This is a genomic window from Paraclostridium sp. (assembly GCF_051656405.1).
GTDB lineage: Bacteria > Bacillota > Clostridia > Peptostreptococcales > Peptostreptococcaceae > Paraclostridium.
Genome location: NZ_JBOGBV010000045.1, coordinates 1 through 13,421, shown reverse-complemented (window position 1 = coordinate 13,421; position 13,421 = coordinate 1). Strand labels below are relative to the sequence as shown.

Sequence of the window (13,421 nt, the reverse complement as noted above, 5' to 3'; positions counted from 1 at the left end):
CTTTTCTTAGAGCAGTCTTTATTTCTTCAACAGTAAATTCTTCACCTTCAAGATATTTCATCATTAACTCTTCATCAGTTTCAGCAACAGCTTCTACAAGCTTTTCTCTCCACTCTTGAGCTAATTCTTTCATATCTTCTGGTATTTCTGTTTTTATTATTTCTACACCTAAGTCATCTTTGTATATGTGAGCACACATTTCTACAAGGTCAACTTCTCCTTCTAACCAATCTTCTTTACCTATTGGTAATTGAACTGGAACTGCATTAGCAGCTAATCTATCTTTCATCATAGCTACAACATTGTAGAAGTCTGCACCCATGATGTCCATTTTATTTACGAATGCAACTCTAGGTACTCCATAGTTATCAGCTTGTCTCCATACATTCTCAGATTGAGGTTCAACCCCACCTTTAGCACAGAAAACTGCAACTGAACCGTCAAGAACTCTTAGAGATCTTTCAACCTCAACTGTGAAATCGACGTGTCCTGGTGTATCTATTATATTTATTCTATGGTCTTTCCAAGCAGCAGTAGTAGCAGCAGAAGTTATTGTTATACCTCTCTCCTTCTCTTGCTCCATCCAGTCCATTTGAGAAGCTCCTTCGTGAGTTTCTCCTATTTTATGAGTTTGCCCTGTATAGAATAGGATTCTTTCTGTAGTAGTAGTTTTTCCAGCATCTATATGAGCCATGATTCCTATATTTCTAGTTCTTTCTAAAGGAAACTTTCTAGCCATGATTCTCCTCCTTACGACATCCCATCTAATAAAAGGATATCAAATATATCCTATTATTAGAATCTGTAGTGAGCAAATGCTTTATTAGCTTCTGCCATCTTATGAGTATCTTCTTTCTTCTTAACAGAAGCTCCTGTATTGTTAGCAGCATCCATTATTTCTTTAGCTAGCTTTTCAACCATACCTTTTTCACCACGAGCTCTAGTATAGTTTACTAACCATCTTAATCCTAAAGTTTGTCTTCTTTCAGGTCTAACCTCAATTGGAACTTGGTAGTTAGCTCCACCAACTCTTCTAGCTTTAACCTCTAAAACAGGCATTATATTTTCCATAGCTGTTTCGAAAATTTCTAAAGCATTTTCTCCAGTTTTTTCAGCGATTATCTCGAAAGCATCATATACTATCTTTTGAGATTTCCCTTTTTTCCCATCTATCATTAAGTTATTTATTAACTTAGTTACTACCTTACTTCCATATAATGGATCTGGTAAAACTTCTCTTTTTGGAACATTACCTTTTCTTGGCATTTTGCTTCCCTCCTTAATTATTTAATCTTAAATCATAGGTACTCGACATCATATAAAACGCCGTGATGCCATAAATATCTATATATTTAAAGCACCGAACTATAATTGAAATTGATTTTTAATTGCTTATTTTTTTGCAGGTTTAGGTCTCTTAGCACCGTACTTAGATCTAGCTTGCATTCTCTTATCAACACCAGCTGTGTCTAATGTACCTCTTAATATGTGGTATCTAACCCCTGGAAGGTCTTTAACTCTTCCTCCTCTTATAAGAACAACACTATGTTCTTGTAAGTTGTGTCCTTCTCCTGGTATATAAGCAGAAACTTCTATACCGTTAGTTAATCTAACTCTGGCAACTTTTCTTAAAGCTGAGTTAGGTTTCTTAGGAGTAAATGTTTTAACTGAAGTACAAACCCCTCTTTTTTGTGGAGCACTAGTATCAGTTGATTTCTTGTGTAAAGAATCGTATCCTTTTTGTAATGCTGGAGCAGTAGATTTCTTTTCTATCGCTTTTCTTCTCTTACGAACTAATTGGTTAATTGTTGGCATCATCTGCACCTCCTTCCAAATTTTTCGATCTTAAATGACCGCCAACTACATCAATATGGGCTCATACTGATATAATATGTAGCAGGTATGCTACATTGCAATAAATGTCTATAACACACATTTGTGGTTTTAGCTCTTTAGTTTGGTGCATATTATTATGCTTTTTATTAGTTAAAATAAAATATATTTAAAATATTACTAAGAGCTTAGCCCTTAGTAATATTTAATATCTTTACTTCACATACCTTTACATTTTAGCATCAGAGACACCTTATGTCAAGGATGTTTAGTTTATATAACAAAGTAAAATTATTCTTCTATTTTTTCAACTGCTATATTTTTATATCTCTTCATTCCAGTTCCTGCTGGTATTAACTTACCTATTATAACATTTTCTTTAAGACCTATTAAGTGGTCTTCTTTTCCTTTTATAGCAGCTTCTGTTAATACTCTAGTAGTTTCTTGGAATGATGCAGCTGATAAGAAAGATTCTGTAGCAAGAGATGCCTTAGTTATACCAAGTAAAACTCTCTTAGCTGATGCAGGTCTTAACCCTTGAGCTTCAGCTTCTTCATTTGTTTTATTGAATGTAAGAACATCTTCGTATCCTCCTGGTAATAAATCAGTATCACCTGGATCTTCAACTTTAACTTTAGATAGCATTTGTCTAACAATTACTTCTATATGTTTGTCGTTGATGTCAACCCCTTGCATTCTATAAACTCTTTGAACCTCTTTAACAACATAATCTTGAACACCTTCAATACCTTTAACTCTTACTATATCATGAGGATTTATTGATCCTTGAGTTAAAGCTTCTCCAGCTTCTACAAATTGACCATTCTTAACTCTTAATCTTGAACCATATGGTATAGCATATACTTGCGCTTCACCTTGTTCTGGAACTACTGTAGCTTCTTTTCTTTTACCAGTTTCATCTATCTCTACTCTACCTGATACTTCAGTTATTGTAGCAAGACCTTTTGGCTTTCTAGCTTCAAATAATTCCTCTACCCTTGGAAGACCTTGTGTTATATCTCCTCCGGCAACCCCACCTGTATGGAATGTACGCATTGTAAGCTGAGTACCAGGTTCACCGATTGATTGAGCAGCTATTATACCAACAGCTTCTCCTATATTAACTTCTTTACCAGTAGCTAAGTTTCTACCATAACACTTAGAACATACTCCATGGTTAGTTCTACAATTAAGAACTGTTCTTATCTTAACTATTTTTATTCCAGACTCTATAATCTTTTCAGCTTGATCTTCTTGTATCATAGCATCAGCTTCAACGATTACTTCACCTGTCTCTGGATGAACTACAGGATCTATAGTATATCTTCCAACTATTCTATCATATAGCTCTTCTATTACTTCATTTCCATCTTTTATTGCAAAGATTTCTGTATCTTCTGTTGTTCCACAGTCAACATCCCTAACAATAACATCTTGACTGACATCAACAAGTCTTCTTGTTAAGTATCCTGAGTCAGCTGTACGTAGAGCTGTATCGGCAAGACCCTTTCTAGCTCCATGTGAAGATGTGAAGTATTCAAGTACTGATAAACCTTCACGGAAGTTAGATTTAACTGGTATTTCAACTGTCTTACCAGATGCATTGGCCATCAGACCACGCATACCAGCTAACTGTCTTATCTGGTTCTTAGAACCTCTGGCTCCAGAGTGAGCCATTATGAAGATGTTGTTTAATCTATCTAGGTTAGCCATAAGAGCATCTGTAACTTTTTCAGTAGTCTCTGTCCAAGTTTCTATTACTCTCTCATATCTTTCCTCGTTAGATATAAGACCTCTTCTATATGCTTTTTCATATTTATCAACCTTACCTTCAGCTTCAGTTATATAACCTTTCTTAGCTTCTGGTATTTTCATATCTGCAACAGCAACAGTTATACCACCTCTTGTAGAATATTTAAATCCTAAAGATTTTATATGGTCTAACATTTCAGCAGTTACTGTGTTTCCATGCTTTCTGAAACACTTATCTATTATTTTTCCTAAAGACTTTTTATCTGCTAAGAAATCTACTTCTAAAGCAAACTTATCTTCGTTTCTATCAACGAATCCTAAGTCTTGAGGTATATTTTCATTGAATATAAATCTACCAACAGTTGCTTCTACTAATTGAGTTCCAACACCATCAACAGTTCTTCTTACTTTAACTAATGAGTGTAGTGTAACTGCATTATTATCATAAGCAAGCATCATTTCATTGTAATCTTTGAAGATCATTCCAGTACCTCTAGCACCTTCTTGAGCTTCTATTGTTAGGTAGTAACATCCTAGAACCATATCCTGAGAAGGAGTTGTTATAGGAGAACCATCTTTAGGAGCAAGTATGTTATTTACAGATAACATTAAGAATCTTGCCTCAGCCTGAGCTTCAACAGATAAAGGAACGTGTACTGCCATTTGGTCACCATCGAAGTCAGCGTTGTATGCTGTACATACTAATGGATGTAACTTTATAGCTTTTCCTTCAACTAAAACTGGTTCAAATGCTTGTATACCTAATCTATGAAGAGTTGGAGCACGGTTAAGCATTACTGGATGTCCTTCTATAACATCTTCTAATACGTCCCAAACTTCCGGCTTAACTTTTTCTACTATAGATTTCGCACTCTTTATGTTGTGTGCATATCCTTCTTTAACTAATCTATCCATAACAAATGGCTTGAATAATTCAAGAGCCATCTTCTTAGGAAGACCACATTGATAGAATTTAAGTTCCGGTCCAACAACTATAACAGAACGTCCTGAGTAGTCAACACGCTTACCAAGTAAGTTTTGACGGAAACGTCCTTGCTTACCTTTAAGCATATCTGATAACGACTTTAATGGTCTATTTCCTGGTCCAGTTACTGGTCTACCTCTTCTACCATTGTCTATTAAAGCATCTACAGCTTCTTGAAGCATTCTCTTCTCATTTCTTACAATGATATCTGGAGCTCCAAGCTCTAATAATCTCTTTAATCTGTTATTTCTGTTTATAACTCTTCTGTATAAGTCATTTAAGTCAGATGTTGCAAATCTTCCTCCATCTAATTGAACCATTGGTCTTAAATCAGGTGGTATAACTGGAATAGCATCTAATATCATCCATTCTGGTTTATTTCCAGATTTCTTAAATGCTTCTACAACTTCTAATCTTCTTATAGTTCTAACTCTTTTTTGACCTGTACTATCCTTTAGTTCAGCTCTTAATTCTTTACTTTGTTGGTCTAAGTCTATGTTTTGTAAAAGCTTCTTAACAGCTTCAGCACCCATTCCTACTTCAAAAGTATTATATCCGTACTTTTCTACAGCAGTTCTGTATTCTTTTTCTGTTAATAATTGCTTTTCATTTAATCCAGTTTCACCAGGATTAGTCACTACATAAGATGCAAAATATAATATTTTTTCTAATGATCTAGGAGACATATCAAGTAGAAGTCCCATTCTACTTGGTATACCTTTGAAGTACCAGATATGAGACATAGGAGCTGCTAGCTCTATATGTCCCATTCTTTCTCTTCTTACCTTTGCTTTAGTTACTTCTACTCCACATCTATCACAAACAACACCTTTGTATCTAACTCTTCTGTACTTTCCACAGTGACACTCCCAGTCCTTTTGTGGTCCAAATATTCTTTCACAAAAAAGACCATCTTTCTCCGGCTTAAGTGTACGGTAGTTTATTGTTTCAGGCTTTTTTACTTCTCCTCTAGACCATTGTCTTATTTTTTCCGGAGAAGCCAATGCTATTTTTATTGACTCGAAATTGTTTAGTTCAAACAAGGAGTTCTCTCCCTTCTATTTGAGATTTACTTAAAATTAAGAAACTATATATCAAAGTCTTCATCGTCGTAATTTAAATCTTCATAAACTACGTCTTCTTCAAATTCTAATTCTTCTGCTACTTCTTCTGTTGTTTCAAGATCATCTATTTCTTCAACTATGCTATTTTCTTCAAGTTCGCTTATGTTTTCCATAATATCCAATTCAAACTCTTTAGCATCTTCATCTATATCTATAGACTCTCTTACTTCTATTTCTTTATCTTCTTCTGTTAATACTTTTACATCTAAGCATAAACTTTGAAGTTCTTTTATTAAAACTTTAAATGATTCTGGTATACCTGGTTCAGGTATATTTTCACCTTTAACGATAGCTTCATAAGTTCTAACACGTCCTACAACGTCATCTGACTTAACTGTAAGTATTTCTTGAAGTATGTGAGCAGCACCATATGCTTCTAATGCCCAAACCTCCATCTCTCCGAATCTCTGACCACCAAATTGTGCTTTACCACCAAGTGGTTGTTGAGTTACTAAAGAGTATGGCCCTGTACTTCTTGCATGTAACTTATCATCAACTAAGTGATGTAGTTTTAACATGTACATGTATCCAACTGTAATTCTATTATCAAAGACATTTCCAGTTCTACCATCATATAAAGTTACTTTTCCATCATCTGGATATCCGGCTTCTACTAGAGCTTTCCTTATATCAGGCTCTTTTGCTCCATCAAATACTGATGTAGCTACGTGCCATCCTAAAGTTTTAGCAGCAAGACCTAAATGAACCTCAAGAACCTGTCCGATGTTCATACGAGATGGTATACCTTGTGGGTTAAGAACTATATCAAGTGGTTGACCATTTTCCATGAAAGGCATATCTTCTTCAGGTAATACCCTTGATATAACCCCTTTATTACCATGACGTCCGGCCATTTTATCTCCAACTCTTATTTTTCTCTTCTTAGCTATATAACATCTAACTAATTCATTAACCCCTGGAGATAAATCATCTCCATTTTCTCTTGTGAATACTTTTACGTCAACTATTATACCAGATTCTCCATGAGGTACTTTTAATGAAGTATCTCTAACTTCTCTAGCTTTTTCTCCGAATATAGCACGAAGTAATCTTTCCTCTGCAGTAAGTTCTGTTTCTCCCTTAGGAGTTACTTTACCTACTAATATATCTCCAGAGTCAACTTCTGCCCCTATTCTGATTACACCTCTTTCGTCTAAGTTCTTTATAGCACTTTCTCCAACATTAGGTATATCTCTAGTTATTTCTTCTGGTCCTAGTTTAGTATCTCTAGCTTCACATTCATATTCTTCTATATGAATAGTAGATAGTCTGTCTTCTTTTACAAGTCTTTCATTTATTAAGATAGCATCCTCATAGTTGTAACCTTCCCATGTCATGAATGCTATGAAGCAGTTTCTTCCTAAAGCTACTTCTCCCATTTCAGTAGATGGTCCGTCAGCTATAACATCTCCAGCTTCTATCTTATCATTTTTATTTATTATAGGAGTTTGATTTATACAAGTACCTTGGTTTGAACGCTTAAACTTAAGTAACTTATATCTATCTTTATTTCCATCTTCTCTTCTTATGATTATCTCTTCTGCACTTACTCTTTCTGCTATACCAGCATTTTTAGCAACTACAACTGCTCCAGAGTCTTTAGCAGCTCTATATTCAACACCTGTACCTATGATAGGTGCTTCTCTTCTTACTAGTGGTACTGCTTGACGTTGCATGTTTGATCCCATAAGCGCACGGTTGGCGTCATCATTCTCTAAGAATGGTATCATAGCTGTCGCTATAGACACAACTTGCTTAGGAGATATATCCATGTAGTCAACTTTATCAGTAGGAACTAATTCCATGGCACCATTTACAGTTCTACATACAACTCTGCTGTTTACAAATGCATCATTATCATCTAAAGGCTCATTTGCTTGAGCTCTTATAAATAAGTCTTCTTCGTCAGCTGTTAAGTAATGTATTTCATCTGTAACTTTTTCGCTATCCTTATCGTATTTTCTATAAGGAGATTCTATAAATCCAAATTCATTTATTTTTGCATATGTTCCTAGAGAGTTTATAAGACCGATGTTTGGTCCCTCTGGAGTCTCTATCGGACACATTCTTCCGTAGTGAGAATGGTGAACGTCACGAACTTCGAATCCAGCTCTTTCTCTTGAAAGTCCTCCTGGTCCAAGTGCTGATAGTCTTCTCTTATGAGTTAACTCTGATAATGGGTTTGTTTGGTCCATGAATTGTGATAGTTGTGAACTACCAAAGAATTCTTTTATTGCAGCTGAAACAGGTCTTATGTTTACTAATGCTTGAGGAGTTATAGATTCCATATCTTGAACCGTCATTCTTTCCTTTATAACTCTTTCCATTCTTGAAAGACCTATTCTAACTTGGTTTTGTAGTAATTCACCAACTGATCTTATTCTTCTGTTTCCTAAATGATCTATATCATCTATATTACCTATTCCATAGAATATATTAAATTGGTAGCTTATAGAAGCAATTATGTCATCTAATAATATATGCTTTGGTATAAGTTCTTTCATTCTAGATTTTATAGCTTCTTTTATTTCTTCTTCTTCACTATACTCATCTAAAATCTCTTTTAAAGTTGGGTAGTGAACTTTTTCTTTTATCTTTAAATCGTCTATATCAAAGTTTATATGTGATTTTATATCTACAAAATTATTTCCTATAACTTTTACAACTTTTTCATCTTCAGCCAATAACTCAACAACATTTATTCCTGAGTTTTGTATAGCAACAGCTACCTCTAAAGATATTTTTTCTTCAGCTTTAACAAATACTTCCCCTGTTTCTGGATTTATAATATCATTAGCTGAAATTTTATTCATTATTCTATAGCATAACGCAAGTTTCTTATTGAACTTGTATCTACCAACTTTAGCTAAGTCATATCTCTTAGCATCAAAGAATAATGCATTTAATAATGATGATGCACTTTCTACTGTTGGAGGTTCACCTGGTCTTAACTTTTTGTATATTTCTATAAGACCTTCTTCAACAGTTTTTGTGTTATCTTTTTCTAATGTAGCCATTAATCTTTCATCTTCGCCTAATAGCTCTATTATTTCTGCATCTGAACCTATTCCAAATGCTCTTAATAAGACTGTAACAGGTTGTTTTCTTGTTCTGTCAACTCTTACAGATATAACATCATTAGAATCAGTTTCATATTCTAACCATGCACCTCTGTTTGGTATAACAGTAGATGATATAAGTCTTTTACCTGACTTATCCATTTCTTGAGCATAGTAAACTCCAGGAGATCTAACTAACTGACTTACTATAACCCTTTCTGCTCCGTTTATTATGAAAGTTCCCTTTTCTGTCATTAAAGGGAAGTCACCCATAAATACTTCTTGTTCTTTTATTTCACCTGTTTCTTTATTTATAAGTCTTACTTTAACTTTTAGAGGTGCACAATATGTTGCATCTCTTTCTTTACATTCTTCTATGTCATACTTCGGTTTCTCGTCTAAAGAATAATCAACAAATTCTAATATAAGATTACCTGTATAATCTTCTATAGGTGAAATGTCTTCAAACACTTCTTTTAAACCTTCTTTTAAAAACCACTCATAGGAATCGCATTGTATCTCTATAAGATTTGGTACATCAGCTATCTCTTTTATTTTTGAGTAGCTCATTCTAGTTCTCTTACCTATCGTGACAGGATGTGGCATTCACTTTTCACCTCTCAATAATTAAAAATAAAACCATAGTTTATTCTAACGCATCTAATAATTCTAACATAATTGCAAGCTTTTTTCAATATATAACTTTTATGTATATGCATAATATTAGCTTTTTTTGTTCGACATAAAACATGCATTATCTATTATGTTCAAAAAATCATCCTCTAATTCGCTTTTTTAAAAAATATACTGTTATTTTCTGCATTTGAGGAAAAAAAAAGATGCCCTAAAGGACATCTTCTTTAAAAGAAAACTACTTAACTTCTACTGAAGCTCCAGCAGCTTCTAACTTTTCTTTCATTTGTTCAGCTTCGTCTTTAGAAACTGCTTCTTTTAATGTCTTAGGAGCATTGTCAACTAATTCTTTAGCTTCTTTTAATCCTAATCCAGTTATTTCTCTAACAGCTTTTATAACTCCAACTTTTGAAGATCCAGCACTTGTTAATACTAAGTCAAACTCAGTTTTCTCTTCAGCAGCTCCACCAGCAGCAGCACCAGCCATCATAACTGGAGCTGAAGCAGATACTCCAAATTTCTCTTCTGCAGCTTTAACTAATTCATTTAATTCTAAAACTTTCATGTTTTCTATAGCTTCTAATATTTGTTCTATTGTCATTGTTAGCACCTCCGAATTATATTCTTTTTAATTAATAATTGTTATTTTTTTCTTATTCTTAAGTCTTAAGCTATTATTAAGCTTCTTGACCTTCTTGCTTCTTGATCATTGCATCTAATAAGTATGCAAAGTTTGATACTGGAGCTTTTAAGCTTCCAAGTAATTTAGCAAGAAGTACTTCTCTTGATGGTATGTTAGCGAATGCAACGATATCTTCTTTACCGTAGAATTCTCCTTCAACTACACCCATTTTTAATTCCATTTTTGGATGAGAATCCATAAATTCTTTTATTATTCTAGCTGGAGCAACTGGATCTTCGTGTCCGAATGCTATCGCATTTGTTCCTACTAATAATTCGTCATTGAATTGTTCTATACCAACTTCTTTAGCTGCTTTTCTAACTAAAGTGTTTTTGTATACTTTGTATTCAACACCAGCTTCTCTCATTTTCTTTCTTAATTCAGTTACTTCTTCAACTGTTAATCCTTTGTAATCAACAACTATAGCAGAAGAAGAGTTTTGTAACTTCTCAACTATTTCAGCAACAACATGTGATTTTACTTCTATAGCTTTTCTCATCTGGTCAGCACCTCCTTCATCCGATAGGTTTTATCTGCCGCAACTTATAAAAGCTTTTGTAATCATATAGACATACAAAAGCTTTAGCATCAAAATTTATCTAAAACCTCGGTAGGATATTAAGCTTAAAGCACCTACTGTCTACGGCAAATCTATTCTTTTTTATTTATTAACGAATATTATTTTAACATCGTTATTTATTAATGTCAAGCTTTTATTATTCAGCTATTTTAGCAGGGTTAACTTTAACTCCTGGTCCCATAGTTGAAGTAACAGCTACGCTCTTTAAGTATTGTCCCTTAGCAGCAGCAGGCTTAGCCTTAACTATAGCATCCATTAATGCAGTAAAGTTTTCAGTTAACTTTTCTCCACCGAAAGATACTTTTCCTACTGGAACGTGTATTATGTTAGTTTTATCTAATCTATATTCAACTTTACCAGCTTTTATTTCATCTATAGCCTTAGCTACATCAAAAGTAACTGTTCCTGATTTAGGGTTTGGCATTAAACCTTTAGGTCCTAATACTCTACCTAATCTACCTACTACACCCATCATATCTGGAGTAGCAACAATTACATCAAATTCAAACCAGTTTTCACCTTGTATTTTTTGTACTAATTCTTCAGCACCTACAAAGTCAGCACCAGCATTTGTAGCTTCTTCAGCTTTTGCACCTTTAGCAAAAACTAAAACTCTTTTAGTTTTACCAGTTCCGTGTGGTAATACAACCGCACCTCTTACTTGTTGGTCAGCGTGTCTTGAGTCAACACCTAATTTTATATGAGCTTCTACAGTTTCATCAAACTTAGCAGTAGCAACTTCTGCAACTAAAGCTAAAGCTTCTGAAGCATCATATAATCTAGTTTTATCTATCTTACTTAAAGCTTCTACGTATTTTTTACCTTTTTTAGCCATTTTTCATGTCCTCCTTGTGGTTATATTGGTTTTTTACCTCCCACTTTTTCAAGCGAAGATAACTAATCTAATATTAATTAGTCTTCAACAACGATACCCATACTTCTTGCAGTACCAGCTATCATTCTCATAGCAGATTCTACTGAAGCAGCGTTTAAGTCAGGCATTTTTAACTCAGCTATTTCTCTTACCTTAGCTGAAGATAAAGTAGCAACCTTCTTCTTATTTGGCTCTCCTGAAGCAGTATCTAATCCAGCAGCTTTCTTTAATAATACTGCAGCTGGAGGAGTTTTTGTTATGAAACTGAAAGATCTATCTTGATATACAGTTATAACAACTGGTATTATCATTCCAGCTTGATCTGCAGTTTTAGCATTGAATTCCTTTGTGAATCCCATTATGTTAACACCGTGTTGTCCTAATGCTGGTCCAACTGGTGGAGCTGGTGTAGCTTTCCCTGCAGGTATTTGTAATTTTATTTGACCTATAACTTTTTTAGCCATTGAGCGCACCTCCTCAGATTATTTATTCTCTAGTTATATTTTTCTATGCCTTTGTAGTCTATTGCAAATAGAGTTTTTTTACCAAAAGCATCTATACACACTTTTACTTCTTTTGATTCCAGGTCTATCTCTTCTATAGTTCCTACTTGTCCTTCAAAAGGACCATTAGCAACCTTTATTACTTCGCCAATTTCAAAATTTATGTCTCCGCTTACTAATTTAGGAACAGCTGTATCTATGCCCATAGCTATTACTTCTTCTTCACTTAAAGGAACTGGCTTAGAACCTGGTCCTACAAATCCAGTAACCCCTTTAGTATTTCTTACGACATACCAAGATTCATCAGTAATAACCATTTTCACTAGTACGTACCCTGGAAATACCTTACGTTGTCTAGTTTTTTCTTTCCCAGTTTTTGTAGTCTCAACTACTTCTTCAGTAGGGACAACTACTTGAGTTATGCAATCTTCCATACCTCTAGTTTTAACAGCTTTTTCAATTGTTGCTTTAACTTTATTTTCATGACCTGAATAAGTATGTACTACATACCATCTAGCCTCTTGTAATTCCGACATTCTGATTCTCCCTTTCTATTTTAGTATTAGATTTAGTGCACCAGATAATACACTATCTAAAGCCCATACTAAGATAGTAGCCGAAACAACAACAGTTAAAACAACTCCTGTGTTTTTTAAAAGCTCTTTCTTTGTTGGCCACGTAACTCTTTTTAATTCACTTTTAGTTTCCTTAACATATCTAACGAAACTAAACTTCTTTTTAGTTCTTGGACTTTCATTTATTTGGGCAGCCATTCCACACTCACATCCTTAATAAAAACTATTTTGTTTCTTTATGAGCAGTATGCTTCTTACAGAATCTACAATATTTTTGTAATTCTATTCTATCTGGGTTATTCTTTTTGTTTTTAGTAGTGTTGTAGTTTCTTTGCTTACACTCTGTACATGCTAAAGTTACTTTAACTCTCATCTGCTACACCTCCAACTCGTAAATACAATATATATATTGTTAACTTTATTGCCTACTCTGTATAATAGGTTCAATTTATCGTTTTTGAATCATCACCTCATATAAATTATCATAAATTAGTAGGCATGTCAATGTTTTTGTTAGTTTCAAGTTAAAAAAAGAGGAGGATATCCCCCTCTTTTTTTTAGTTTTTTAAACTTATATTTAAGGTAAGAGAATTACTCTATTATAGAAGAAACAACACCTGATGCTACTGTTCTTCCACCTTCTCTTATTGCGAATCTTAATCCTTCTTCTATTGCTATTGAATTTATTAACTCTATATTCATTTGGATGTTATCTCCAGGCATAACCATTTCTACACCTTCTGGTAACTTACAAGCTCCTGTTACGTCAGTTGTTCTGAAGTAGAATTGAGGTCTGTATCCATCGAAGAATGGAGTATGTC

12 protein-coding genes, 1 pseudogene and 1 other annotated feature are annotated in these 13,421 nt (G+C 34.0%); all 13 genes and pseudogenes read right to left on the bottom strand.

Annotation, left to right across the window (positions count from 1 at the left end):
* On the bottom strand, nucleotides 1-739 hold a 739-nt coding region (locus ACRDDE_RS06195), incomplete at its 3' end, for a GTP-binding protein (RefSeq protein ID WP_438626301.1).
* Nucleotides 740-795: 56 nt separating this feature from the next.
* Entirely contained in the window at nucleotides 796-1,266 is a 471-nt protein-coding gene (gene rpsG / locus ACRDDE_RS06190) for a 30S ribosomal protein S7 (RefSeq protein ID WP_114541924.1), read from the bottom strand.
* A gap of 126 nt (nucleotides 1,267-1,392) precedes the next feature.
* Nucleotides 1,393-1,815: a 30S ribosomal protein S12 gene (rpsL, locus tag ACRDDE_RS06185; protein ID WP_021431497.1), complete on the bottom strand. Its 423-nt coding sequence runs from the start codon at nucleotides 1,813-1,815 to the stop codon at nucleotides 1,393-1,395.
* A 309-nt stretch (nucleotides 1,816-2,124) separates the two neighbouring features.
* Nucleotides 2,125-5,613, bottom strand: coding sequence for a DNA-directed RNA polymerase subunit beta' (rpoC, locus tag ACRDDE_RS06180; RefSeq protein WP_438626299.1), 3,489 nt, complete (start codon nucleotides 5,611-5,613; stop codon nucleotides 2,125-2,127).
* A 44-nt stretch (nucleotides 5,614-5,657) separates the two neighbouring features.
* On the bottom strand, nucleotides 5,658-9,359 hold the full coding sequence (rpoB, locus tag ACRDDE_RS06175) for a DNA-directed RNA polymerase subunit beta (RefSeq protein ID WP_438626297.1): 3,702 nt from the start codon (nucleotides 9,357-9,359) through the stop codon (nucleotides 5,658-5,660).
* Between the two features lie 265 nt (nucleotides 9,360-9,624).
* Nucleotides 9,625-9,987: a 50S ribosomal protein L7/L12 gene (rplL, locus tag ACRDDE_RS06170; protein ID WP_021428185.1), complete on the bottom strand. Its 363-nt coding sequence runs from the start codon at nucleotides 9,985-9,987 to the stop codon at nucleotides 9,625-9,627.
* A 76-nt stretch (nucleotides 9,988-10,063) separates the two neighbouring features.
* Nucleotides 10,064-10,567 carry a 50S ribosomal protein L10 gene (rplJ, locus tag ACRDDE_RS06165; protein ID WP_438626296.1) on the bottom strand — a complete coding sequence of 168 codons (504 nt, stop codon included), beginning with the start codon at nucleotides 10,565-10,567 and terminating at the stop codon, nucleotides 10,064-10,066.
* A 37-nt stretch (nucleotides 10,568-10,604) separates the two neighbouring features.
* Nucleotides 10,605-10,732, bottom strand: a sequence feature (ribosomal protein L10 leader region).
* A 52-nt stretch (nucleotides 10,733-10,784) separates the two neighbouring features.
* Entirely contained in the window at nucleotides 10,785-11,483 is a 699-nt protein-coding gene (gene rplA / locus ACRDDE_RS06160; RefSeq protein WP_438626295.1) for a 50S ribosomal protein L1, read from the bottom strand.
* Nucleotides 11,484-11,560: 77 nt separating this feature from the next.
* Entirely contained in the window at nucleotides 11,561-11,986 is a 426-nt protein-coding gene (rplK, locus tag ACRDDE_RS06155; RefSeq protein WP_025161505.1) for a 50S ribosomal protein L11, read from the bottom strand.
* 29 nt (nucleotides 11,987-12,015) lie between these two features.
* On the bottom strand, nucleotides 12,016-12,561 hold the full coding sequence (gene nusG, locus ACRDDE_RS06150) for a transcription termination/antitermination protein NusG (protein ID WP_438626293.1): 546 nt from the start codon (nucleotides 12,559-12,561) through the stop codon (nucleotides 12,016-12,018).
* A gap of 15 nt (nucleotides 12,562-12,576) precedes the next feature.
* On the bottom strand, nucleotides 12,577-12,798 hold the full coding sequence (secE, locus tag ACRDDE_RS06145) for a preprotein translocase subunit SecE (RefSeq protein ID WP_021428169.1): 222 nt from the start codon (nucleotides 12,796-12,798) through the stop codon (nucleotides 12,577-12,579).
* 25 nt (nucleotides 12,799-12,823) lie between these two features.
* Nucleotides 12,824-12,973 carry a 50S ribosomal protein L33 gene (gene rpmG, locus ACRDDE_RS06140; protein ID WP_021121979.1) on the bottom strand — a complete coding sequence of 50 codons (150 nt, stop codon included), beginning with the start codon at nucleotides 12,971-12,973 and terminating at the stop codon, nucleotides 12,824-12,826.
* A gap of 218 nt (nucleotides 12,974-13,191) precedes the next feature.
* Nucleotides 13,192-13,421 (bottom strand): annotated as a pseudogene (gene tuf, locus ACRDDE_RS06135) (elongation factor Tu); the annotation flags it as partial.